22 protein-coding genes are annotated in these 25,169 nt (G+C 34.6%); all 22 read left to right on the top strand.

Features of this window, described 5'->3' with window-relative positions; translation table 11 throughout:
- The first annotated feature begins 22 nt into the window (after window positions 1–22).
- The 22 genes from WQ54_RS05365 (at window position 23) to WQ54_RS05265 (ending at window position 25,168) form a co-directional block, all read left to right on the top strand.
- Window positions 23–922, top strand: a complete 900-nt coding sequence (locus WQ54_RS05365) for a glycosyltransferase family 2 protein (protein WP_052737677.1) — start codon at window positions 23–25, stop codon at window positions 920–922.
- Between the two features lie 40 nt (window positions 923–962).
- Window positions 963–1,547, top strand: a complete 585-nt coding sequence (locus WQ54_RS35190) for a serine O-acetyltransferase (RefSeq protein ID WP_046513109.1) — start codon at window positions 963–965, stop codon at window positions 1,545–1,547.
- Between the two features lie 2 nt (window positions 1,548–1,549).
- Complete coding sequence (locus WQ54_RS05355; protein ID WP_231597457.1) at window positions 1,550–2,416, top strand: glycosyltransferase family 2 protein; 867 nt, start codon at window positions 1,550–1,552, stop codon at window positions 2,414–2,416.
- Between the two features lie 20 nt (window positions 2,417–2,436).
- Entirely contained in the window at window positions 2,437–3,090 is a 654-nt protein-coding gene (locus WQ54_RS05350; RefSeq protein ID WP_052737676.1) for an acyltransferase, read from the top strand.
- Window positions 3,091–3,158: 68 nt separating this feature from the next.
- The gene (locus WQ54_RS34575; RefSeq protein WP_046513266.1) at window positions 3,159–3,731 is read left to right on the top strand and encodes an acyltransferase; all 573 of its coding nucleotides are present in this window, start codon (window positions 3,159–3,161) and stop codon (window positions 3,729–3,731) included.
- Window positions 3,732–4,222: 491 nt separating this feature from the next.
- A complete protein-coding gene (locus tag WQ54_RS05340) occupies window positions 4,223–5,359 on the top strand; it encodes a glycosyltransferase (RefSeq protein ID WP_046513104.1) in 1,137 nt (378 codons plus the stop codon).
- A gap of 26 nt (window positions 5,360–5,385) precedes the next feature.
- Window positions 5,386–6,828, top strand: a complete 1,443-nt coding sequence (locus WQ54_RS05335) for a lipopolysaccharide biosynthesis protein (protein WP_046513102.1) — start codon at window positions 5,386–5,388, stop codon at window positions 6,826–6,828.
- Window positions 6,829–7,063: 235 nt separating this feature from the next.
- Window positions 7,064–8,041, top strand: a complete 978-nt coding sequence (locus tag WQ54_RS05330) for a hypothetical protein (protein ID WP_156177736.1) — start codon at window positions 7,064–7,066, stop codon at window positions 8,039–8,041.
- A gap of 333 nt (window positions 8,042–8,374) precedes the next feature.
- Window positions 8,375–9,760 carry a sugar phosphate nucleotidyltransferase gene (locus WQ54_RS05325; RefSeq protein WP_046513098.1) on the top strand — a complete coding sequence of 462 codons (1,386 nt, stop codon included), beginning with the start codon at window positions 8,375–8,377 and terminating at the stop codon, window positions 9,758–9,760.
- A gap of 904 nt (window positions 9,761–10,664) precedes the next feature.
- Window positions 10,665–10,904, top strand: coding sequence for a hypothetical protein (locus WQ54_RS05320; protein ID WP_046513095.1), 240 nt, complete (start codon window positions 10,665–10,667; stop codon window positions 10,902–10,904).
- Window positions 10,873–12,660, top strand: coding sequence for a DUF4962 domain-containing protein (locus tag WQ54_RS05315; protein ID WP_046513092.1), 1,788 nt, complete (start codon window positions 10,873–10,875; stop codon window positions 12,658–12,660). The genes WQ54_RS05320 and WQ54_RS05315 overlap by 32 nt, the downstream gene beginning before the upstream one ends.
- A gap of 411 nt (window positions 12,661–13,071) precedes the next feature.
- The gene (locus WQ54_RS05310; RefSeq protein ID WP_046513090.1) at window positions 13,072–14,136 is read left to right on the top strand and encodes a glycosyltransferase family protein; all 1,065 of its coding nucleotides are present in this window, start codon (window positions 13,072–13,074) and stop codon (window positions 14,134–14,136) included.
- Between the two features lie 1,716 nt (window positions 14,137–15,852).
- Complete coding sequence (locus tag WQ54_RS33415; RefSeq protein ID WP_156177733.1) at window positions 15,853–15,993, top strand: hypothetical protein; 141 nt, start codon at window positions 15,853–15,855, stop codon at window positions 15,991–15,993.
- A gap of 125 nt (window positions 15,994–16,118) precedes the next feature.
- Window positions 16,119–16,865, top strand: coding sequence for a YveK family protein (locus WQ54_RS05305; RefSeq protein WP_046513089.1), 747 nt, complete (start codon window positions 16,119–16,121; stop codon window positions 16,863–16,865).
- The gene (locus WQ54_RS05300; RefSeq protein WP_046513087.1) at window positions 16,855–17,556 is read left to right on the top strand and encodes a CpsD/CapB family tyrosine-protein kinase; all 702 of its coding nucleotides are present in this window, start codon (window positions 16,855–16,857) and stop codon (window positions 17,554–17,556) included. Before WQ54_RS05305 ends, WQ54_RS05300 begins: the two co-directional genes overlap by 11 nt.
- 54 nt (window positions 17,557–17,610) lie before the next feature.
- Window positions 17,611–18,375, top strand: a complete 765-nt coding sequence (locus WQ54_RS05295; protein WP_046513084.1) for a tyrosine-protein phosphatase — start codon at window positions 17,611–17,613, stop codon at window positions 18,373–18,375.
- Window positions 18,376–18,617: 242 nt separating this feature from the next.
- Window positions 18,618–19,946 (top strand): UDP-glucose/GDP-mannose dehydrogenase family protein, encoded by a 1,329-nt coding sequence (locus WQ54_RS05290; RefSeq protein WP_046513082.1) that lies wholly within the window; start codon window positions 18,618–18,620, stop codon window positions 19,944–19,946.
- A 16-nt stretch (window positions 19,947–19,962) separates the two neighbouring features.
- A complete protein-coding gene (galU, locus tag WQ54_RS05285; protein ID WP_046513079.1) occupies window positions 19,963–20,856 on the top strand; it encodes a UTP--glucose-1-phosphate uridylyltransferase GalU in 894 nt (297 codons plus the stop codon).
- Window positions 20,857–20,873: 17 nt separating this feature from the next.
- On the top strand, window positions 20,874–21,545 hold the full coding sequence (locus WQ54_RS05280) for a sugar transferase (RefSeq protein WP_052737674.1): 672 nt from the start codon (window positions 20,874–20,876) through the stop codon (window positions 21,543–21,545).
- On the top strand, window positions 21,545–23,017 hold the full coding sequence (locus WQ54_RS05275; RefSeq protein WP_046513076.1) for an O-antigen ligase: 1,473 nt from the start codon (window positions 21,545–21,547) through the stop codon (window positions 23,015–23,017). The genes WQ54_RS05280 and WQ54_RS05275 overlap by 1 nt, the downstream gene beginning before the upstream one ends.
- Window positions 23,010–23,960 (top strand): polysaccharide pyruvyl transferase family protein, encoded by a 951-nt coding sequence (locus WQ54_RS05270; protein ID WP_046513073.1) that lies wholly within the window; start codon window positions 23,010–23,012, stop codon window positions 23,958–23,960. The genes WQ54_RS05275 and WQ54_RS05270 overlap by 8 nt, the downstream gene beginning before the upstream one ends.
- On the top strand, window positions 23,957–25,168 hold the full coding sequence (locus WQ54_RS05265; protein WP_046513070.1) for an oligosaccharide flippase family protein: 1,212 nt from the start codon (window positions 23,957–23,959) through the stop codon (window positions 25,166–25,168). The genes WQ54_RS05270 and WQ54_RS05265 overlap by 4 nt, the downstream gene beginning before the upstream one ends.
- Window position 25,169: the final 1 nt, after the last annotated feature.

Genomic DNA, 25,169 nt, shown 5'->3' with positions numbered 1-25,169 from the left:
ATTCTGATGAGGAGAAATTAAGATGGAACAGGGTTTAGTTTCTGTTATAATACCGACCTATAAAGGTAGTGATATTGTTTGTAAGTCCGTAGACAGTGTATTAAAACAGTTATATAAAAAAATTGAGATTATTGTAGTTGATGATAATGGTAAGGACACGGTAGATCAAATTAAAACTGAACAGGCGATGGAAAAATATAGTTCTCTATCTAATGTGACTTATGTTTCCCACGATAAAAATAGAAACGGTTCTGCAGCAAGAAATACCGGTTTTAGGCATTCTAAGGGCGAGTATCTCTGCTTTTTAGATGATGATGATTCATATCTGCCTGACAAAGTTTTGAAGCAGGTAGAGAAATTTGAAACCCTTTCTGAAGATTTTGGAATTGTCTATTGCTCAATATTGGAAATTTATTCAAAACATGAAAAGCATAAGTTGGAGGCCCATATTGAAGGGGACATCCTGCTTCCAATGCTCCTCTGGAAGACTAGATTGTGTTCCTCTAACATAATGATTCGTCGATCTGTTTTTGAAGAAGTGAATGGTTTTGATGAAAGTTTTAGACGACATCAAGATTGGGAGCTACTTGTGAGAATCCTTGATAGATACAAATGCGGTGCTGTAGCGGAAGTGGGTGTTGAAAAAGTACTACTAGATAGAAATGTACCTAATTCTGCAAGGAAAGTGGAAGAGAATGGTCTGTATTTTATCCAAAAGATGAAGCCTATCATAGAGGGATTAGGAAAAGAAATTGCAGCCACGGTTTATAGCCACTATTATATCGAATGGGCCAAAGTTTTCTTTTGGGAAAGAAATTTTAAGAGATATTGGCACTATTCAAAAAAATGTAAGAAACCGGTTGAGTGCTTTATAAAATCCTTTAAATATTCTGTAGGAAGAATTGTAAGAAAGAAGTATTGATTACTAAGGATTGGTTATACCGCGGGTATCGGAGGATAAAATGAAAAAACTATTTACAATATTGAACATCTGGCGGTTATGGCCGCATTTACTGTTATATATGGGAAATAAAAAAGCGATTGAAAAAGACTTAATGCGCATGGGGTATGTTTATGATGTAACGAATGAAAGCAAGACGTTTGCTTTATTATATGTTTTGATCTGGAATCTTCCATTTAGGAATGTTTTTTATTACAGATATAAGCAAAGTTTTATTCTTTGCTTAATCGGAAAATTCACATTACCCCCTATGGAAAGTTTGGAAATAGGAGGGAAGATAGGAGAAGGACTTACAATTTATCATGGGAACGGCTCTGTAATCGAACCTCATAAAATTGGTAACAATTGTTCTATTTGGCAACAGGTGACTATTGGAAGAAAGCCGCAGCCTGGTCTGGAAGTTGATAAACCAACAATTGGGGATAATGTATGTATCTATTCTGGAGCAATCGTATTAGGTAATATTACTATCGGAAATAATGCCGAAATTGGCGCAGGAGCAGTCTGTATAAAGGATGTTCCAGATAATGCTATTGTGGTTGGAAATCCGGCCAGAATCATTAAAATTAAGGAAGAGAGCAATTGAACATGTTAATAAATAAAGTTAAGATTGTAGCGGTTCTGACTTGTTTTAACCGTAGGGAAAAAACTCTTAAATGTATAAAGTCGTTAAATGAACAGGTTTTACCTAAGGATAAAATAATTGATTTGAAAATTGTCATCTGTGATGACTGTTCGACAGACGGAACTCAAGAAACAATACTTAAGCAGTATCCAGATGTGGAATTTGTAAAGGGAACTGGAGATTTATTTTGGGCTCGGGGCATGGCGCGTGCAACAAGAGCAGCTGAAAAACACATGCCAGATTTCTATTTGATGATCAATGATGATGTGGAGTTTCAGGACAAAATGCTAGAAGTAATGCTAAAAAGCTATGATAGCATAGGAGATACTATGTGCGCTGTAGTTGGTTCGACAAAAGATAGTAACTCAGTAAAACTTACTTATGGTGGAGCAATGTGGAATGGAAAAGCATTCAAAGAGAAAACTGTAATGGTTGAACCAAAATACCCTTGTGCTAAATGCAATTTAAGCAATTGGAATTGTTTTTTGATTCCTCGTTCCCTTTATGAAAAAGTGGGAGAAATTGATAGTTACTACGAGCATTCCCGTGCGGACTATGATTATTCTCTGAGAATAGTGAGAAAAGGATATAATGTCTATGTGGCGTATAACTTTATTGGTTACTGTTCCAGAAACTCAATTAAAAACACTTGGCAAGATAATTCATTACCTTTTATGAAAAGAATCAAGGCTCTTCATAAGAGAACGGGTATGCCTATTAAATCGAGCTGGCATTATTATAGAAAATTCTATGGTGCTGGATGTGTTTATAGGGTGCTTTGGCCATACCTTTATATTGCTAAGACATCGTTGCTTCGTACAAAAAATTAAAACGCAGGGAATGGGTCGCTATGAAAAAAATATTTAGGTATGTTTTATCTCTGCCTAAAAGCTTATATGTAAATTTGAAAATGTTTGATTTGACGACGGCTATTAAGCTGCCTGTATGGGTTTCCTATAAAACGAAAATCGGTTCATTGCATAAGGGATGTATTTGTTTAGATGGAGAAATAAAAAAGGTTACATTTGGGATGTACGAAGGCTCATTTTTACGTAATGATTCAGGATATTTGAATTTCTCAAAAGACGGAAAAATGATAGTCAAAGGAAGAGCGGATTTTGGAACAGGTTCTGTAATCAATATTGGAGGTACAGTAGTATTGGGTGCTAATTTTAGTACAAATTACGGCTTTAAGCTTAGTTGTGAAAACAGCTTTGAGGCCGGTGATAACGTGTTAGTAGGATGGAATGTATCAATCATTGACAGTGATGGACATAGTATTATAAAAGATGGACTAAAGATTAACCAACCAAAAAAAGTGGTCATTGGCAACCATGTATGGTTGTGCTCTGAATCTTCCATTCTAAAGGGCGCTAGAATTGGAGATGATTGTGTTGTTGGTTACGGAACCATTGTTTCAAAGAACTTTGAAAACAAGTACCGCTGTATAATAGGAGGCAGTCCGGCTACAGTGCTGAAAGAGGATTGTAATTGGGAAAAGTAAAAAATTGTAAAAAGGCATAGTAAGGAGGAAAGAGAGCATAGAAAATGGAATGTGCGCTCTTAGAGAATATGAATCCTATTTCGAAGATTAAGAAAATATATAATAAAATTTTTAATAGATTGGTACTTTGGAATCAAAAAGTTGCTATTGAGGGAAACTTAACAATTAACGGAAGAATATATATTGATAATAAAGGCAGTATACATTTGGCCAACAATGTAAGAATCAACTCTGGAAAAAATGAAAACGTAATTGGCGGAGGGGATCGGACAAATCTAATTGCCCTAACTGATGCAGTAATTAAAATTGGCGAAGATACAGGAATGTCCAACGTTACTTTGGTAGCCAAAAAAGAAATTGTAATTGAATCTAAGGTGATGATAGGCGGTAATGTGAAGATTTATGATAATGACTTTCATTCCGTGCGCTTTTCTGAACGTATGAAAAAGCCGGATACAGATATAGCTAGTGCGCAAGTTAAAATTGAAGAAGGTGCTTTTATTGGAGCCCATTCCATTATCCTCAAAGGAGTGACAATCGGAAAATTTAGCGTAGTTGGAGCTGGATCAGTTGTGACCAAGTCAATACCATCGGGACAAATATGGGGTGGTAATCCAGCAAGGTTTATTCGTGAAGTTTAATAGTTAATTAATATGACAACGAAAAAGATTGTGAATGCAATAGTTTGCACTTTAATCTTAGATTGCTTTGACATAAAGGAATTTGTTTACCCATTCTAGCATTCTATAAAAATATATTTTAAAACTTACATTAAGATTCCAAATAATTTTTTACAATAAAAATCGCAATCAATATTGGTCTCTTTGTAAGTGGGAAGAAGTAGTTATGGATTCATTAATATCGTTATCTGGCAAACGGTGCAATTTACAGGAAAAACAAACATTACAATAGAAATAGTTTTAAATGTAAGTTCTTAAATATGTGTTTTGAACAACAATTCTATAAAAAATAACAAATTTTTTATATAGATGGATAACAGGCGAAAATTGGAAATGGTGTTTTGTTTGAGGGAATTGTACAGTGATGGACAGACATAAAAACTATTCAAAAAGAATTAAGATAATGTTTAAGTGGTTTAAATCCATTGTAAATCGAAAGTAAAGGTGAGAAAATGAAGAAAATACTGTATATACATCATGGTACAAGCAAAGGAGGGGCACCTAGAAGTCTTGCGTTTCTGATTGAAAAACTTGATAAAACTAAATATTCTCCGATCGTTTTATGTATGAAAGACAGAAAAAACATCGATTTTTTTAAGTCAGTTGGAGCGGATGTAATTTTTGATGAATCATTGTATCCATTTCATGGAAGTGTAGTATCAGGAATGAATTCAAGATTACTTTTTAATAATCTACTATATGCTTTACCTTCATTTAAAAAGGCAAAGAAATATTTTATGGAAATTAAACCAGATATGGTGCACTTGAATTCTTCTTGCTTGTTTGTATATGCGTATGCATCAAAGATAATAAATCCGGATTGTAAAGTGATTTGTCATATTCGTGAACCATTATTGGATAACTACTTTGGGAATATTCTTCGTTATTTTAGTAACAAGTATGTAGACGGCTTTATTTCGATTGATCAATTTGATTTAGATAATATGTGTGTTAAGAAAGCTAAGAGCAAGGTTGTTTATAATTTTGTAAACATTGATATTTATAATTCTCAAATAAAATCCCAGTGCTTGAGACAAGAATTGGGGTTGTTTGAAAATGATATTATCTTTTTATTTCTAGCGAGAATAATAAAATCCAATGGTGCATTTGAGCTAATAAATGTCTGTAAAAATTATATAAAATCAAATCCAAATTATAAGTTTGTTTTTGTAGGAGACAAGAACGACGATAATTCTAAATATACTCGTAATGTACGAAATTTAGTTCGAGAGATTGACAATTGTTACCTATTACCATTTAGAAGTGATATACCTGACGTAATTGCTTCATCGGATGTTTTGATTTGTCCATTTACGGAACCTCATTTTGCACGTGCTATTGTAGAAGGAGCAGCCATGAGAAAACCGGCGATAGGATCTAATATTGGTGGCGTTAATGAACTAATACGTAATAATGAAACAGGAATTCTATACAATAATACCGAAGAGTTGGAGTGGGCAATAAAATCTTTTGGAGAAAACCGTAAACTCAGGGAAGAAATGGGTGCAAAGGCAGAGCAATATGCTTTAGAAAATTTCAATTCAATTATTAATGCCAAACAAATTATGGATTTTTATGATAGCATATAAATTATGATGAAATTGGGAGAAGATTTGTGAATCACTTACTATCAACATATAAAAACCTTTCAATACAGGCAAAAGCATCTTTGTGGTTTGTTTTTTGTAATGTTTTCCAAAAGGGAATCACAATTATTACAATACCCATTTTTACAAGAATCTTAACAACCGAACAATATGGGGTTGTCAATGTATTTCATTCTTGGAGTAGTTTGTTAACGATATTTTTTACTTTAAATCTTTCTTACGGTGTATTTAATAAGGGCTTAATAAAATATGAAGATAGCAGAGATCGCTTTACATCTTCAATTCAAGGTCTTTCAACCACAGTGTCCCTAATATTAATTGGGGCTTATTTTATTTTTCAAAAAGTTGTAAATGCCTATACTGGACTGTCAACCTTTTTAATGTTTATAATGTTTGTCGAAATGTTATTATATCCAGCATTAGGGTTTTGGTCAGCACGGCAAAGGTTTGAGTATAAATATATAAAATTGGTTATCGTTACAGCTTTAATGACTGTGTTAAATGCACTTATAGGTGTCATTGCTGTGCTTAGTACTGATGTTTATAAGGCAGAGGCTCGATTATCTGCATACGCTCTTGTTATATTTATAATATGTGGGTTTATATACGCAAGAAGCTTTTTTAAAGGGAAACATTTTTATAATAAGGAAATATGGAAGTTTGCGTTAGTATTTAACATTCCATTAATTCCACATTATTTATCACAATCAGCTTTGAATCAATCAGATAGAATTATGATTGATACATTTATTGGGAGCGCTGAAGCTGGAATATACAGTGTAGCATATTCTGCCGGTATGTTATTGACCTTATTCAACAGTGCATTAATCGGTTCTATCACACCATGGATTTATGAACTGATTAAATTGAAAAGATATGAGGGAGTAGCAAAAAAAATTAATGCTATTCTCTTTATGATGTTTTTGATTATTGTTGCCTTAATATTATTTGCACCGGAAGCAATTAAAATATTAGCATCGAAAGATTATTATGAGGCAATTTATGTAATTCCACCAGTTGCTGCAAGTGTCTATTTTATATTACTTTACAATGTGGTATGTCTTATCGAATTTTATTTTGAAAAGACAAAATTAGTAATGATAGCTTCGCTTTTCGGAGCGGTAATTAATATTGTTCTAAATATTTACTTTATACCACGTTTTGGATATTTTGCAGCAGGTTACACAACTTTGGGAAGCTATATTTTTATGACTTTTCTGCATTATATATTTGCTGATAGAATACAGAAGGATAACCAGATTTTTCCTAAACTTATAGAAAAAAAGTTCCCGATTATTTTATCATTAATCTTAGTTCCATTTTCAATAGTTATTAATTTCTTTTATGAAGAAACTGTCATACGATATGGGTTCGCTTTACTTATAATGGTGATTGTTTTTCGGAAACGTAAGCAGATAAAGGATCAGTTATTAGAATTTAAAAAACGTTAGTAGATCTTAAGATTTTGAGGAGAAAGTCATGAAGATAAGTGTAAGCAAAATTTTAATAATGATATATTCCTTATACATTTTTTCTTTTGTAACCATCTTCTGTAGTCAATTGACACATATAAATGTATTAATTAATATGCATATGTTAATACAACGTGCGTGTCTTTTGATATTGATTGTTTTGATGGTTAGAAATGTTTTCAATAAGAGAATGTTATTTTGGGTTAACATAATAGTGGTAGTATTGTTATTAGTGTTCAAGTCAAATAACGGTGTTTTGGATTTAATAACAGTTTTTGTTTTTGCGTTTTCAATGAAAAGAGTATCATTTGATAAAATCGTAAAAGCGGATATATTAGTTAAAGGTGTAGCATGTGCTTTAGTTGTTATGCTAGCTCTAATGGGAGTCATTGATAGTCAGATATCGTATAGTAGCAGGGGGATTTTAAGAACGTCATTAGGATTTACGCATGCAAATATATTAAGTTTGATTATTTTGAGTTTATGTATTAATTGGATGTACTTAAGGTTTTATAAATTAAAGTGGTTTGAATATATAATATTATGTTTGGTTGTTTATGGATTGTACTTTACCACTAATTCGCTTACAAGTATTATTGGAATATCTTTTCTGTTAACTTTTAATTTGTTGGCTCGCTTGGTAAAAAGATTGAATATTGGGTATATACCGTTAAGTGTATTTTTGACTTTGATAATACCTACTGTTTTTTCACTCTCATTATTTCTTGCAATTAATTATTCGACATTAAATCCTACTTTGGTGGCACTCAATGAATTGACTACAGGCCGAGTCTCGAGTATGAATAGTTTTTATAATCAATATGGAATAAGTTTATTTGGCAAACCTATTGAAATGATATCCACTACAGCAGCTCAACAATTAGGGGTTCCTCCACAAGTGTTGGACAATGGCTATATGAGATTATTACTTCGGTTTGGATTAATTATTACAGCTATCTTTTTAGGACTATATATAAAATTAAGTTTTCAGTTGCTGAAAAAAAGAAAGTTTGCAATAGTATCATGTTTAAGCGCATATTTTGTTGTTGGGTTAATGGAATCTTCATTTTATAGAATAGAATACAATATTTTCTTGCTAACTATGGTCTATGTATTTACAAGAAATGCAACCTATGATTCGTTGGAAGTGACTGATGAGCCTTCTAAAAAGAAGATAAGGATTTCCTGGTAGTAATAATTAATAGTATGTGAAGATGTGAAGATGGGGCATAGATAAAAACAGAAATCCTGTTTAAAAATGGTAGAAGATTGAAGAACGAAGAGTTTCGTTCTGTTTAATAGTTATAAAAAAATATTATTAATCAAATAGTTATAAATATAGTAAAGGTGGAAAAATAAAGGTCGTAGTAGTTGGGAATAGGTAAACATATTGTTTATGATATAGGATTTCTCAAATAATATCATTATAATAGGCCGTAAGTGTAAATATTATGCTAGAGGTCCTAACATTTATATAAAAATTAAATCAGGGCTAAGTGTCCTGATTTTTTTATGGAGGTATTTTATGAAACTTGTATTACTTTCTGGGGGTTCCGGTAAACGCCTTTGGCCGTTATCCAATGACACACGCTCTAAACAATTTCTAAAGGTTTTGGAAAATGAAGAAGGAGCACGTCAATCTATGGTACAGCGAGTGTGGAGTCAATTAGAATCTGTAGGGTTAGCAGATTCCTCTGTAATTGCTACATCTAAAACACAAACAGAGATGATCCATAACCAATTAGGAAGTGAAGTCCCGTTAATTGTAGAACCTGAAAGAAGAGATACATTTCCGGCGATTGCACTTGCAAGTTCTTTTCTATTTTCTGAACAAAATGCGAACCTAGATGAGACTGTAATTGTGCTGCCAGTTGATCCATATGTACATGATAGTTTCTTTGAGAGAGTGAAACTTCTAGACGAGGTACTCACCTACTCAAACGCTGATTTAGCTCTTATGGGTGTAACGCCAACCTATCCTTCTTCTAAGTATGGATATATTGTACCTACAACTGAAGCTAACATTAATGAATATTTCCTTGTTGACCGCTTTACGGAAAAACCTAGTGAAGAGAAAGCGGTAACTCTAATTGAACAGAATGCTCTGTGGAACTGTGGGGTATTTGCGTTTAAACTTCGATATATAATAGATATTTTAGAGGGAAAGAATCTCCCTATTACGTATAATGCACTTTCCTACAACTATAGTTCTCTTCCAAAAATTAGCTTTGATTATGAAGTAGTAGAGAAAGCAAAACGTATTGTGGCATTGCCATACGAAGGATATTGGAAAGATTTAGGGACTTGGAACACCCTTACAGAGGAGATGGCTACTTCCCAAATGGGAAAAGGGATCATTTGTGAAAATTCTAACAACACACACTTAGTAAATGAGTTAGAAATTCCTGTTACAGTAGTAGGTTTATCTGATGTAGTGGTAGCTGCTAGTCCTGATGGTATTCTTGTAGCGGACAAAGCCTCTAGTCCGAAGATTAAAGATTTAATCGGAGGATTTGATCAACCGCCTATGTATGAAGAGCGGATTTGGGGTTGGTCAAAGGTACTTGATTATGCAAAATATGAAAATGAAGAGATGGTAACTAGACGTATTTGCATCCATGAAGCGAAAAACTCTACCTATCATTATCATAATCTACGCAATGAAGTGTGGACAATTGTACGTGGAGAGGGAGAACTTATCCTCGATGATAATATACGTCGAGTAAAAGCAGGAGATATTATTCATATTTCAGTTGGCAGAAAGCATGCAATTCGTGCAATTTCAGAGCTAGAATTTATTGAAGTACAAACAGGGCGTGAAGTGGTAGATACTGATTTTGTACGTTTATATACGAATTGGAATGAAATTTTACAGCATTACTATAACTCTCAAGCACAAGTTATTGTTTAATAGTTAAAGAGTCGTAATTATGAAAATTATATTTCAGATTATGGCTATGGTCATGCAACTCGGTTTGCTAACTTTTCTAGTAGAATGGATTACTTTTTTCTCTTGTTAGTAGTCAGGAACGAGACTGGGTAGAAAAGGAATTAGGTTATATATGAGGTATATTATTGATTAATAAACTGAAAAGCAGTTCTAATGAAATAAATTAAAAAGTTATTTAAGGATTTACATGAACATTTTGAATTACCAACACAATAATAAAACAGGCAGGCATTCATGCACGCATAGAGGTGCCTGCCTTATTAGTGTTAAAAGACATGTTTATCAATTAAAAGAACCTGTTTAGATAGTACTCGATGGTGCTACAACAGATAAAAGTACATTGTTAAATATAATGATTTTGTCAATGTTATAAGTGCTATTCTAAGAATGTATTTATTTACTATAAAATAATTCTTACGCATTTTTTGGTGAAAACTCAAAAAATGTACAAATCAAGGAAAAGTTAGAGTGGTTCCCATACTCACTTTTGTCCTGAATTTTAATAAATAGTGAAAGATTAATTTACTATTTTAAACCCCTTTCGTAGTTTCTCCAAATATGAGTAATAACCTAAAAAGTACATTTTTTGTCCGTGTATTTTGTATACTACAGTTTGATATAGAGGAGAGTTTATAGGCTGATTTGTAAATATAAGAGCTATATCTATGCCTTTAGAGGAGCAACACAGCCGTAGTGGCTTAATGTTAAAAAGCAAATTTATAATGTTAGTATAAAACTAAAAATATGTTGCTATTTCATGCATGAGTTAATTACTAAATAAAGCAAAGTCCTGTCATCAAATTGGTGCTGTATGTGTAAGTAATAATGATATTTTTAATTATCAAGTACATATAGGGGGATTAAGATGCACTTTGAATTAAGATTTTTTAAAAAGAATCTTTATTTAATTATTTCTTTGTGTTTAATCCTTAGTGGATGCTTGCGATCAGAAGAGAAAATACCACAATCCAAGCATAAAGTATCACACAAAATATTCCCAATTGGTCAAGAAATTATTAAAGGATTAAAAAAGAATTCCCCTAATAAAGAACATCCTCGCTTAATGGCAACTGATGCAGACTTTAAACGGATTAAAAACAGATAAGAACTTAGAAAGATGGTATATTAGCCTCCAACTTGAAACAGATAGAATATTACAAGAACCTACTGTGAAGTATGAAATTACAAATGGTAAACGATTACTACCTATTAGCAAAAAAGTTCTAAAGAGAACGATTAGTTTAGCAATGATGTATAGATTAACTGGTGATTACAGGTATGCGAAACGTGCGTGGAAAGAACTAAGTACGGTTACTGACGATAAGCAATTTCCAAACTGGAATCCGACACATTTTTTAGATACAGCAGAGATGACGACTGCTGTGGCTATTGGTTATGATTGGCTTTATGATTTTTTGTCAATTAAACAAAAGGAAATATTGCGTACAGCTATGATTAAGAAAGGACTTCAACCTGCACTTGAGGTATATAGAGGAACTGCGAATCCTTTAAAAATTTCTACGTTTTGGAAGTATGAATCAAATAATTGGAATACAGTTTGTAATGCAGGTATAGGTATGGGTGCACTAGCTATTGCTGACGAGTCATCTGAAACAGAAGCTCTTTCAGGCGAGGTTTTACAATATGCGATAGAATCTATTAGAAAATCCTTATCGGTATATACACCAGATGGGGGGGTGCCGGAAGGAATTTCATATTGGAGCTATGCAACTATTTATATGGCTTACTTTTTATCTTCACTAGATTCTGCAATTGGTACTGATTATGGACTATCTAGTATGGAAGGAATTTCAGAGACGGGTTATTACCCGATTTATTTGCGAGGGATGAAAAACTCTTTCAAAATAGGGGATGCAGGATCAAATATTGCATCAACAGAGCCACAGATGTTTTGGTTTGCCAATAAATATAAAAATTTAGATTTTTTTTATTTTGCTTTAAAAGGTAATCATCCAATGAACTTAATTTGGTATAGAAAGCAAAATAAGACTGAATCAGATATACCTAGTCTTCCTTTGGATAGGGTTTTTATGAATTCTGAAACTGGTATAGTAACGATGCGTAGTGATTGGAAAAGTGATACAACCTTTGTTGGGATCCACGCAGGGAATAATCAAGCAAATCATGGTGATCTTGATATTGGAGATTTTGTGATTGGATCATCAGGAGTACAATGGGCAGATGAACTTGGAGCAGATAACTACAATTTACCTGGTTATTTTGATATGAATTCTGGTAGGTGGAATTATTACCGCAAGAGGGCAGAGGGACAGAACACTCTTGTTGTGAATCCTAAAAATGGACCAGATCAAAATATTAAGGCGAGCGCAACAATTACGGATTTTAGCTCTACTGCCCAACAGGGGTTTACAATAATAGATATGAGTAGTGCTTATGAAAGAGATGCCGTTTCTGTTAGGAGAGGGATGGCTTTAACAGAGGGCCGTACGATAGTAGTAATACAGGATGAACTAAAACTTAAGGCACCTTCCGAAGTGTACTGGTTTATGCATACAAAATCAAAAATAGAGATAAGTAAGGATAAAAAAACTGCAACATTGCTCCAGTCAGGAAAAAGGCTGTATGCTCATATCTTTTCGCCGGCACAGGGGTATTTTAATATAATGAATGCTAAGCCATTGCCAGGTTCCCCAAATCCAATAGGCCAAGGTGATAATAATGATATTAAGAAATTAGCAATACATCTAAATGGTGTAAAAGATAATACTTTATCCCTTGTATTTACGACAGATAAAGGAAAGATTGAGGAGGGAAAAGGTTGGACAAAACCTCTTCCTTTAAGTAAATGGAGTAGATCAGGAGTTATGAATTCTAACTAGATGGCGAATTTGTAAACTAGGATTAGTGTTTTGAACAGAATTAAGAGAGTAATTTAAGTATTTATATAGTAAGGAGGCATCTTTAGCGTACCTCCTCCTTTGTTTGATGGGGCTAAAATATTTGTTTAGACCATATTTTTCCGAGAGAGTTGTTACATTGATTTTTCCTTTTGTTAACTGGGCAATATAAAAACCATCCTTCTCGAAGTAGTAAGGATAGAGAGGACACAATTTGCTACAGACCGCATAAGAGCATTTTTAAATATACAACGGTATAGGAATTAGTGATGAAGACTTTACTCGTTTGTATTATACTTGGGATGAAGTCTTAAACCATTTCAAAGAAACGAATTCGAAAGTAATTTTATAAGGGGAGCAATTGCTCTCCTCTTTTACATAGGTGAGGAAAATATGAAAAAGATTGTTTATTATATCTCAGAATATGGGTACGGCCATGCTGCAAGGAGTATAGCCGTTATTAGGGAATTACTTAGGCAAAACCCTTATGTTGAAATTGAAGTTGTAAACCAGTTTGCACTGGATTTTCTAAAAAAGTCTCTTTCACATAAAAATGTCACCTTTTTTGAATTATCCACTGATATCGGATATTTTTTAAAAGAAGGATCGATTGAACCTGATCAAAATAAACAAGTAGTAGAAGTCGAAAGGTATTTAGAGGCATTACCAAATTTAATTAATTCAGAAATTAATAGGTTAGAAAAAGAAAAAATAGATCTTATCATCTCTGATATCTCACCACTAGCTTTTGAAGTGGCTGAACAAATAGAAGTACCTTCATTAGGTATTTCAAATTTCACCTGGCATACTGCTTTTTTAGATTTAGTACCTTTAGAAATCCTTGCTCCTCTTAAAGCCTCCTATCACAAAATGGATTTTTTCTTTGCTCTAGCAGGAAGTAATGAAATGAAATGGACAAACAAAACAACTAAAAATTATGGTTTTTACTCTAGAGAAATAAACATTAAGGAAATAAATCATATTCGTTCAAAAATTGGATGGGAAAAAAGAATAGTATTTTTAGGGCTAGGTATGAAAATGGAGCTTAATGAACTACAAAACCTACCAATATGGAAAAGTTCAAATACTCATTTTATCATTTCTTCCAATTTAAACATCGAGCATCCAAATGTTTCAAAAATACCAAACGATTATTTAGAAACCCAAAACTACATAGCTGCCTGTGATTTAGTTATAACCAAGGCTGGGTGGGGGACAGTAGGTGAAGCTGTCGCAGCAGATGTGCCATTGTTAATTATTGAAAGAGAAGGAATGAGAGAGGATCAGAATACAATTGATTATTTAAAGGCAAAAAATCTTGCTAAGACAATTAGTGGAAGTGACTTTAAAGATTTAGTATTGAATGATAATAATAAATTCCTAAATACAAAATATCAAAAAAATCAAAGTAATGTTATTAAAGAAATTGCTGAAGATATCTTAAGATTAATTCATTAAATTTTATTGATTACAGCTTATATTAAGAAATGCTAAGGACGATGATGATCCTAAAATAAATATATCTAATCAAGAAATCAGGCAAATAGTGTACGAAGAAGAAAAGGCAGCAGAAATCTTTTCACCTTTTCTCCTTCGTAAAATAATGTCGAGTACCACATACTTTAAAAAGGAAAAATTGATAAAGATATGTAAAATTATATTTACTTTTCTTTTCAAAGTCCAAAACTCCCTCATAGACTTTTTTAGTTTATTTCTTTCTATAAAAAGTACCAAGTATATACAAGAATATATTTAAGATATGTTATCCACCTTATCTTTATTAAATATCTTAATGAAACATCCCGTATACAATACTCCTGAATTGTTATAACGCATATTTTAAAATACCTAACTTCCTTTTATTATTCTAAATCATTGTTCAAATTAATAAATAGTTATAGGATTTTGCATCTTTTTAGATGGAAGTATTCTATTTAAAAATGTATTCTTGCAGATTCCATAGTAGGATGAGAAAATCAATCTATTTTTATAATAAGCTTAGCAGTTTGAAAGTACAATGCACCTATTAAATCATTTAATTTTAAAAGATAACAGGCATTTGGATATAAAGTTTATTAGGAAGATATAATTATTAGGTTTTTTATCTGATTAAGAGCATGGTAAAATAGAGTAGCAACGGAATATGGTAAGGATGGTAAATTAGTTCAAAAGTCTGTCTATTGATCTGTATTTTTGCTTTGTTCTTAAATTTAAAACAAACCTTTTAGGAGGTATCATTAGCGTGAGAGGTAATTTCATAAAGGGTGTATTATGGGGAGTAGGTGTATCATTAATCTTATGGATTATAATTATATACGGTATTTCTAAGCTGTTTTAATACATACAAAGAGTAGTATCATTTAAGAAATGTAAGAGAAAAATCCAATCTCTATGAAGGATAGTAACTATACATATTGAAAATATAATATTTTTAGAAATAATAAATCTTAAGTCTACCTCAAATACATAATAATGACTAGAAGATCTGTCATTCCCTCATATTTTATAATACTTCAACTTAATGATGACAAGATCCACACTGACATCTTTAGTAAAGATCTGATAGTTAAGACTCTTCTATCCATTTCTCAAAGATAATTAAATCCCTAAGAATTAAAAAATAATTTAATTCAATTATAATAATTCCAGTTTCAGCATGTTTTCCATAAAAAAAGATATATTTAATAAACATTCATTGGTTACCAAATCTCCCTAGCTACATAGCCACACCCCACACCCTAAACACTTCTACCCATCCCAATACCATCCATACAAATAATAAAAACACAAAATAAAACAAAAGAACACTTAAAACTACATTTCCAATCCGAATTGTAAAAATAATCAGATTCTTTACCGTCTTTTACTAAAATGTAATATTACAAAATTTGTAAAAAATCCTAAATCTTTAGTACATAAAACCTAAAAAAATCGAACCCTTTGTACTACAAAAATTAAATTGAATTATCACCATTAGACTATATATAAATAAAGCAATAAACAAATCTTGGATGATTTTTAGAGGAAAAATACGAAATTACATATAGAAAACTCCTATAGCTATTTATATAAAATAAATACCAGAAAAGCCAGGAAATATCGCATATCTACGGCTATTTCCCAAAATTGCAAGCGATAAAACGGCAACGCTTACAATTGATAGGGTACTAAAGCATGAAATGGAAGAATGCTTTTATGCAATTAGTCCCTCCCTTTGATTCCTTTACAATTCAAGCCCCAGATTTACTGTTCAATGAAATTGGTCTTAATGACCCAAAGAAATTGCAAAAAAAAATGGTAGAATTAGTCACGTAAGGTGGAGCTATTGAGAAACATTCCTAATTACGTCACATTTTGTAACAATAGTAAGATTAGTTCGACAATTTTTGTATTTAGCTACTACTGCTAGAACGAAATTGACAAAAATGATGGAGGTTATCATGGAAGAAACAATTAGCTTGAAGGAGCTGTTTCTAACTTTAAAGAAACGTCTCTCACTCATTCTCATTATTGCAGCTATAGCTACCTCAACAAGCGGTGTTGTTAGTTATTTTCTTTTAACGCCTGTTTATGAGTCATCAACACAGCTTCTAGTCAATCAAGCAAAAACCGATCAGCAAGTGTATAGTCCAAATGAGGTTCAAACGAATCTCCAACTTATTAATACTTATAACGTCATTATCAAGAGTCCAGCTATTTTAGATAAAGTCATTGCTCAAGAGAAGTTACCGATGACTATTGATGAACTAAACGAAATCGTGACGGTTTCAAGTGAAGAAAATTCACAGGTTGTCAATATTGCAGTTGAGCATGAGGATCCGCAACAAGCAGCAGCTATTGCAAATTCCATTGCAGCTATTTTTAAGACGGAAATTACAAAGATTATGAACGTTGATAACGTCAATATTTTAACTCAAGCCCAAGTTGGTGAAGACGTATCACCAATCAAGCCTCAGCCAATTCTCAACATGGCGATTGCTTTAGTTGTAGGCGTCATGGTAGGAGTCGGACTGGCATTTTTACTTGAGTATTTAGATAACACGATTAAATCAGAGCAAGATATTGAAAATCAGTTAGGCCTTCCAGTATTAGGTGCGGTTACGGTGATTAATATGGATGGCGAATCAGCTGAAAAGGTTAGCCAATCTACTGTAATCAGAACGAGAGGTGAGTCAGTTGGCTCGTAAAGACAAAAATAAAGTATTTATATCCCAAAACAGAAGTTTAATTTCTCTTTCAAATCCAAAATCACCAATTGCGGAGCAATTTCGGACCATTCGTACGAATATTCAATTTACAAGTGTTGATGAGGAGTTAAAAACAATCATTGTCACCTCTGCCGGACCAGCGGAAGGGAAATCAACAACTACAGCAAATCTAGCAGTTGTCTTTGCCCAGCAAGGGAAAAAGGTGTTAATGATTGATGCGGATCTTCGTAAACCAACCGTTCATTACACGTTTAATAAAGAAAATTATATTGGTCTATCAAATGTCCTAACAAAACAAGAAACGCTGGTTGAAGCGATTCAAACGACTTCACAAGAGAATTTGTTTGTCTTAACAAGCGGTCCAATTCCGCCAAATCCTTCCGAGCTTCTAGGTTCAAAAGGAATGAAGTCCATGTTGGAGGAGGCTAAACAGGAGTTTGATGTGATCATTCTGGACTCACCGCCTGTATTAGCTGTTACTGATGCCCAAGTCTTGTCGAATGTCACAGATGGCGTGGTATTGGTTACGAGTGCCGGAAAAACAGAAGTAGATTCTGCGAAGAAAGCAAAGGAACTTCTTCAAAGTGCGAAAGCAAAAATTCTTGGCGTTGTCTTAAACAACAAGAAGGCACAGGATAGTCAGTATTATTATTACTACGGGGGAAAATAACTCCGCATGGGATAGGGAAAAGAATGAAATGAATTTTCCTTGGAGGTGAGTAAGGTGATCGATATCCACAGTCATATTTTACCTGGTGTGGACGATGGAGCCCATTCTGTCCAGGATGCCATTAATATGGCAAAACTGGCAGTCGAAGAAGGAATCACCAAGATCATTGCGACTCCCCATCATCAAAATGGTAAGTATCGTAATACAAAGCAGAATATTTTAAAAGGGGTAGTTGAGCTTAATCAAATCCTTCAAAAAGAAAATATTCCCTTAGAGGTTTTACCAGGCCAGGAGACGCGCATTTATGGTGAGCTTCTGGAGGATTTAGAAATGGGGGAAATTCTTCCTCTCAATCAAACAAATTATTTATTTATTGAATTGCCTTCCGGGCATGTTCCCAGGTATACGGAAAAGCTTTTGTTTGATCTTCAGATGAAGGGTCTGACCCCAGTTATTGTTCACCCTGAGAGAAATGCAGAAGTGATGGAAAATCCTGATCTCTTGCTGAATCTAGTAAAAAAAGGCGCGCTGACACAGGTGACGGCTGGGAGTATTACCGGGCATTTCGGAAAGAAAATTCAAAAGTTTTCAATGAAATTGATCGAGGCGAATTTGACACACTTTATTTCCTCTGATGCCCATAATGTTTCAACCAGAAGCTTTAAGGTTCTGGAATCGATCTCAGAAATTGAAAAGGAATTTGGCATACAAGCTGTTTACTACTTTCAAGAAAATGCGGAACTCCTTACACAAGGGCAGGTAGTGTACAGACAAGAACCAAGTAAGATCAGGCAGAAGAAATTTTTAGGGCTTTTCTAATAAAATGGCTGCTAGATGGATCTTGATTTCCTGCTACCGCGATTATCCCGTGAAAATTAGCAGGTTCATGTCGAATTATGTCTGAATATTCTGAATTGTTTAGGGTGAACAGTGAGAATGAATCAATCTTTGGTTGAAAATCCTGAATGGGTAAGCACTCTTGTATCTATTTCCTTTTGTTGAATTTGTAAAAGCAATTTTTAACCTAATACATTTAAAACTTTAGAAAAAGGTGAACGAATATGAAAATTGCCGTAGTTGGAACTGGTTATGTTGGTTTAGTGACTGGTACTTGTTTATCTGAGATAGGTCATCAAGTAACATGTATCGATATTGACCAGGTCAAAGTAAATAAGATGCGTGAAGGGATCTCTCCCATTTATGAACCAGGTCTTGATGAATTGATGAAAAAAAATATTCAAGAACAACGCCTATTTTTTACAACCAATCATGATGAAGGCTTTCATGAGGCAGATGTAATCTACATTGCGGTAGGTACTCCGGAAAAAGCGGATGGTTCAGCTAATCTTACATATGTTGAACAGGTAGCAAAGGATATTGCTGCACATGTGCAAAAAGATGTCGTTGTCGTCACGAAAAGCACCGTACCTGTTGGAACAAATGATTGGATCAAATCAGTGATTGAACAGCATCTTGTTCATCCGGTAAAAGTAGATGTCGTATCAAACCCAGAGTTTTTACGGGAAGGATCTGCTATCTACGATTCTTTTAATGGGGACAGAATTGTTGTTGGCGCTGAAAATGAAGCAGCTGCAACGATCATCGAGGAAATAAATAAACCATTTGGTATTCCGATCATGAAAACAGATATCCGCAGTGCTGAGATGATTAAATATGCAGCCAATGCGTTTCTTGCGACAAAGATTAGTTTTATCAATGAAATTTCGAATATATGCGAAAAGCTGGGAGCAAATGTTGAGGATGTTGCCAATGGAATGGGACAGGATGGACGAATTGGCTCTCAATTCCTAAATGCCGGGATAGGTTATGGAGGATCCTGCTTCCCTAAAGATACAAAAGCACTTGTTCAAATTGCCGGCAATGTTGAATATGACTTTGAGTTATTAAAGGGAGTCATTCGTGTTAACCAAAGGCAGCAGGAAATTCTCTTTGAAAAGCTGAAAGATCGCTTCGATCATTTAGAAGGAAAGAAAATTGCTGTATTAGGATTAGCCTTTAAGCCTAACACAGATGACATGAGAGAAGCGCCATCCATCGTCATCACAAAAGAGCTGCTTGTAAAAGGAGCAAACGTCGTTGCGTATGATCCTGTTGCAATGGATAATGCCAAAAATGTATTAGATCCGAATATCATCTATGTTTCTAGTGCGCTCGAAGCCCTCCAAGGCGCTGACGCGGCATTAATCTTAACGGAATGGAATGAAATCAAGGACCTTGATATTGGAGTATTTAAGGAATTGATGAAAACTCCTGTTATTTTTGACGGTCGTAATTGCTATGACCTTTCGATAATCAAAGACTATGAAGTTGAATATTACTCAATGGGTAGACCGTCTATTAACTCTTTAAATCTACTAAGTGTTGAATAAATAGGAGGAATTGAACATGACAAAAGTGAGAAAAGCCATTATTCCAGCTGCAGGATTAGGAACTCGATTTTTACCAGCGACAAAAGCAATGCCAAAGGAAATGCTTCCGATTCTAGATAAGCCAACGATTCAATACATCGTAGAAGAAGCGATCGCTGCAGGGATTGAGGATATTATCATCGTAACGGGTAAGGGAAAACGTGCCATTGAAGATCATTTTGATGTGGCGCCGGAGCTTGAAAGAAACTTATCTGAAAAAGGCAAAACAGACTTACTTGAGAAAGTAAGACATTCCAGTAATCTAGCAAACATTCACTATATCCGTCAAAAAGAACCAAAAGGTTTAGGCCATGCGGTATTGTGTGCAAGACAATTTATTGGCAATGAACCATTTGCTGTTTTACTTGGCGACGATATTGTTGTGAGTGACACGCCATGCTTGAAGCAATTAATGGACGAGTATGAGAACACGGGCTCTTCTGTGATTGGCGTTCAAACAGTAGAAGATAACCAAACCCACCGCTATGGGATTGTTGATCCAAAAACCATTGAAGGAAGACGTTATCAAGTTAATAACTTTATTGAAAAGCCTGCTCCTGGAACAGCGCCATCAAACCTTGCGATCATGGGACGCTATATCCTGACTCCTGACATTTTCAGCTTTTTAGAGAAGCAAGAATTAGGTGCCGGCGGGGAAGTCCAATTGACAGATGCGATTCAAGAATTAAATAAAATGCAAGATGTGTATGCCTTTGATTTTGAAGGAATTCGCTATGACGTAGGCGAGAAGATGGGATTTGTGAAGACGACGATTGAATTTGCCTTGAATAACGATGAGCTGGGTGAAGAGATCTTCACATTCATGGAAAAGCTTCTGGAAGAAAGCAAATTCCGCAAGCAAGAAGTTTAAGTAGAGGTGGAGAAAAAATGAGGGAGTCTTCAGCAACAGCTATTTCATATATCGATCCATCTATTAAAAGTAAATTAGCCAGCACTCAATCCTATGAAAGATGGAAGAGATTGATTGATATCGTCGGTTCTCTTATAGGGATTATCATCTGCCTGCCGCTTTTTTTGATCGTTGGACTCTTAATCAAGCTGGAAGATCCAAAAGGGAAAATCCTGTTTTCCCAAGCTAGAGTAGGCCATAACGGGAAGGAATTTAAAATGTATAAGTTCCGCTCAATGGTGCATGATGCAGAAGCACGGTTAGAGAAGCTTTTGGCACAAAATGAGGTAGATGGCGCCATGTTTAAGATGAAAGATGACCCTAGGATTACAAAGGTCGGAAAAATCATTAGGAAAACCTCTATTGATGAGCTTCCTCAATTTTTTAATGTCTTAAATGGCAGCATGAGCTTGGTGGGGCCTCGCCCCCCTCTGCCAAGAGAGGTAGCCGAGTATAACGATTATCACAAGCAACGGCTGCTGGTAAAGCCGGGGTGTACAGGCCTATGGCAGGCTACGGTTAGAAACAGTGTCGGTTTTGAGGAAATGGTGGAATTAGATCTTACTTACATTAAAAAGAGATCGATCCTCTTTGATATCAAGATCGTCTTTATGACAGTTATTACATTAATAAAAGGAAATGCTTATTGATGAATGTTTATGCGAATCGCAAGCTATACAATTTCTTATATGTATTAATCATACCTGTTATTTATTTGCTTTTGGTCGTGCTTAATAAACTGCAGCTAGAGAAATATTTTTTAATGCTAAGCATTGTAGGCTTGGTGATGCTGCTTGTCTTTATAATTTCAAAAAAGAAAACCTTTCTTTACGGTATCTTGTTTGCCACACTCGCTTTTAATATCGAGTACCCAATCATTGCAGAGGGGCTCGGATTTGGCGGCACGCATGTGGGAGGCTTACGAGCAGCTGTTGTGATTAATCACTTTCAGTTGATCATTTTTATGATTGTTGTGTGGAATTATTTTGTTAAAACAGAGGAGCTAACTTTAGAAAAAGATAAAGATTCATTAAAGATGACGGTTTTATGGATCTTTTTCTTTGGGACAGCGCTGCTCTCTACCTTCTTATCCGAAAATACCTTCGCTTCCTTATATGTGTTGTTGAGGTATATTTGTTTATTCTTTTTGGCTGTCATTCTTCTAAAGAACCGGCTGCAGTTAAATTTGACCTATATGATTTATGGGTTGATGATTCTTGTTCCTGTTGAAACGCTCATCAGTCTCATCCAGTATGTGACAGATAGCTATGCAGGATTTCGAATTTTAGGAGAGAGCTATGAGCCGTTTCGGGCAACATCACTCATCGATGAATCTGAAAAAGGAGTGAGCGGAACTCTTTCCCATCCAGGGATTATGGGGCTGTTTCTCTCTCTCACGATTCCGTTGCAGGTGTATTTCTTCCTTTCGGACAGGAAATATAGCTTTAAAAAAATGAGGTTCATCATCTTTCTTTTCACAATGGTGCTGATTATCCTGACGTCATCGAGAACCTCTCTTTTTATTACGTTGTTTGCGATCGGAGTCTTGTTTCTTTTTCATGTCATCGGACAGAAAAGGTTTAAAAAATCGAGTGTGTTGATTGTGTTATTTTCCATCATCCCTGTTACGGGTGTGTTTGTCTATACCCTGTCTAAGCTGGGAATTGTGGAACGGTTTCTGAATAGCGATTTTATTTACCAAATCTTTTACCGAAGCGACTTGAATGTGTTAGCACTCTCTATTTTTGGTGAATCTGCCAAGAATATGATCTTTGGTACCGGTCTTAATGCATATACAGATGTGATCTCCTCACGCGGTACGGGCTTTGCCTATGAGCATCCGGTGCATAACTTCTTTATCCTTATGCTGGTAGAGGGCGGCATTCTGCATTTCTTAAGCATCGCGATATTGGTTCTTTCTATTTTGGCGATTTTAATCAATAGCATCCGCCTTGGTAAGCAGCGGCTGCTGGCATTTACCCTGCTCGTGACGATCGGGATATCGTTTATTTATTGTATGTTCGGCTGGGCGATGTACCATAATCAAAACATGTATTTCATGACAATCATTTTAATTTTAGCGTATCAGCTTAGATACGATGAGGGTGAGCAAAATGAGTAAAACCTACTTAGGCTATTACGGCATGTTAAATCTGGGTGATGATTTAATGCTGAAGACGTTATTGGAAAACGATACGAATGAAAAAACACAGGTCATTCAATTTAAAGATAACCCTCTGCCAGGGCAAGACAAAAACATCACGTTTTTAACATGGCCTGACGGGAAATTCGCTAAAATCACCTTCGCTCTTCGCTTTATTATGCAATCAAAAGAAGTCATATTTGGCGGTGGCACTTGCTTTACTGATGAGGATGGCGATGGCTTCTTTAAATATATGGTCATGGCGAAGCTTTTAGGAAAAAAGGTGAAGTATAAAGCAATTGGGATTGGAAATTTAAAGCGAAAATCAAGGATTTTCAAAACGAAGGTTTTATTATCGATTGCTGATGAAATTTCCGTAAGAGATGAACAATCGTTTAGCAGAGCTAAAAAATTCACTAATAATAAAAAGCGAATTGTAAAGGAAGATGACTTAGCGATTAAGTCAATCGGGAACATTATTAAACAGGAAAAATTCACAGTGAATCGTGAGGAACCATATCTAGCATTAGGATGGAGAGATTTAAAGAGGTACGACTGCAAAGAATGGAATGACCCAAATTATGTGGTTGATTACATTTTGAAGCTGGCGAAGGAAAAAGGATTAAAGAAAATCGTGATGTTTGATGTCGATTCCTATTTTGACGCTGACATCAATCAAACCCTATATGATTTGTTGAAGGAAAAAACGGATTTGGATGTCGTTTACAACAAGAGTACGGACATGAATGAAAAGATGAAGGTCATTTGTGAATCATGCTTTGTCTTTACGTCAAGATTGCATGTTGCCGTTATTGCGGAAGAAGCAAATCTTCCATGCGAAGCCTTAAATTACTCACCGAAGATTCAATATTATGTTGATGAAGTTCGCAGTCAGCATGTAAAAGTAGTGTTATTTACATGAAACTGATTTTTCTCTATTTATTTCAGCTCTTGTCAGTCCTATCAGGGTTTTTCTATCAGGTCATTCTGGCAAAGAATGTAACGGTCCAGGAGTTCGGGACCTTAAATGTCATTTTAACCGCGATTATTATTTTCGGTACGATCGGTTCATTTGGGATTGGTCCCAATCTTCTAAGAATCTATAACAAATTTAATCTTACACAATCGATCAAACCTATTTTTACCTTGCTGATGATGACAAGCTTGTGTTCTGTTGCTATATTCAGTCTTTTCTTTTTCACTGTTGTCGATGATGTAACTTTTATTCTATTGGCCTTTTCGATTGTTCTTTTAGTTACTAGGATCTTCACCCCTGTTACAGAGGCTGTTTTTCAGATCAACGATCAGATGGTCCCGTTGAGCTTATTACGATTTTACCAGCAATTTGCCAGATTGGTGGCAGCTGCTCTCTTAATCTACCTTCCTTTTAAAGGCTTGGATTTTTTAACGCTTGCTGGTGTTCTATCGCTATTTTCTATTTATATTTCGATCGTTTCCTTTAGAGATTTAAAGAAAAAACGCAACAACTTCCATGATTCGGTTATAACCGATGTGAAATCGGCTTTTACCTTTACGGTGCCATACGCAGGGGCAAGCATCTACTACCAGATTTATTTCCAGGTGAATATTATCCTTTTTGGTCTATTACAAATGGATACAGAAGCAGCCTATTACTCTGCGGTGTTTAATTTTATGAATGTAGCAAGTGTTTTTCTGCTTCTTTATTTTCAAACCTATATGCTTCCAAAGATTCACCGAAACTATCGGTATGATTATTTTGCAGCTTTCAGGAAAACGACGATCTTGTTAGCTTTGTTATCAGTCATTCCCATTTCGATCATTAGTTTTTTTGGCCAGGAGATTATTCAGCTGGCGTATGGGGATGATTTGCTAGACGCAAGTATTTATTTTTCCATCATGATCTTTTTCGTACCAGTCCGGATTTTAATCAATGGGTTTGGAGCCTTATTAATAAATGAGGATACAGTTGAGCAGAAATCAATCATTCAGAGATATGCAGCCATCCTATCAATCATAATGGGCTTCCTATTTATCTATTTATGGGGTGTACTAGGCGCCATTGTTTCTTTCTATATTGTTGAACTATTTATTTTAATAAGATTCACACTCTTGGTGTCTAGAACAATAAAAAAATTAAGGAGTATTTAAT

It is taken from the genome of Bacillus sp. SA1-12 (assembly GCF_000981385.1).
Lineage (GTDB): Bacteria > Bacillota > Bacilli > Bacillales > Bacillaceae > Metabacillus.
This window is presented reverse-complemented; position numbering and strand designations above follow the sequence as displayed.

Bases quoted from the DNA above. Each gene is read 5' to 3' on its own strand.
- WQ54_RS05365 (WP_052737677.1), top strand. From the start codon at position 23: ATGGAACAGGGTTTAGTTTCTGTTATAATACCGACCTATAAAGGTAGT.
- WQ54_RS35190 (WP_046513109.1), top strand. From the start codon at position 963: ATGAAAAAACTATTTACAATATTGAACATCTGGCGGTTATGGCCGCAT.
- WQ54_RS05355 (WP_231597457.1), top strand. From the start codon at position 1,550: ATGTTAATAAATAAAGTTAAGATTGTAGCGGTTCTGACTTGTTTTAAC.
- WQ54_RS05350 (WP_052737676.1), top strand. From the start codon at position 2,437: ATGAAAAAAATATTTAGGTATGTTTTATCTCTGCCTAAAAGCTTATAT.
- WQ54_RS34575 (WP_046513266.1), top strand. From the start codon at position 3,159: ATGAATCCTATTTCGAAGATTAAGAAAATATATAATAAAATTTTTAAT.
- WQ54_RS05340 (WP_046513104.1), top strand. From the start codon at position 4,223: ATGAAGAAAATACTGTATATACATCATGGTACAAGCAAAGGAGGGGCA.
- WQ54_RS05325 (WP_046513098.1), top strand. From the start codon at position 8,375: ATGAAACTTGTATTACTTTCTGGGGGTTCCGGTAAACGCCTTTGGCCG.
- WQ54_RS05320 (WP_046513095.1), top strand. From the start codon at position 10,665: ATGCACTTTGAATTAAGATTTTTTAAAAAGAATCTTTATTTAATTATT.
- WQ54_RS05315 (WP_046513092.1), top strand. From the start codon at position 10,873: ATGCAGACTTTAAACGGATTAAAAACAGATAAGAACTTAGAAAGATGG.
- WQ54_RS05310 (WP_046513090.1), top strand. From the start codon at position 13,072: ATGAAAAAGATTGTTTATTATATCTCAGAATATGGGTACGGCCATGCT.
- WQ54_RS33415 (WP_156177733.1), top strand. From the start codon at position 15,853: ATGAAATGGAAGAATGCTTTTATGCAATTAGTCCCTCCCTTTGATTCC.
- WQ54_RS05305 (WP_046513089.1), top strand. From the start codon at position 16,119: ATGGAAGAAACAATTAGCTTGAAGGAGCTGTTTCTAACTTTAAAGAAA.
- WQ54_RS05290 (WP_046513082.1), top strand. From the start codon at position 18,618: ATGAAAATTGCCGTAGTTGGAACTGGTTATGTTGGTTTAGTGACTGGT.
- galU (WP_046513079.1), top strand. From the start codon at position 19,963: ATGACAAAAGTGAGAAAAGCCATTATTCCAGCTGCAGGATTAGGAACT.
- WQ54_RS05280 (WP_052737674.1), top strand. From the start codon at position 20,874: ATGAGGGAGTCTTCAGCAACAGCTATTTCATATATCGATCCATCTATT.
- WQ54_RS05275 (WP_046513076.1), top strand. From the start codon at position 21,545: ATGAATGTTTATGCGAATCGCAAGCTATACAATTTCTTATATGTATTA.
- WQ54_RS05270 (WP_046513073.1), top strand. From the start codon at position 23,010: ATGAGTAAAACCTACTTAGGCTATTACGGCATGTTAAATCTGGGTGAT.
- WQ54_RS05265 (WP_046513070.1), top strand. From the start codon at position 23,957: ATGAAACTGATTTTTCTCTATTTATTTCAGCTCTTGTCAGTCCTATCA.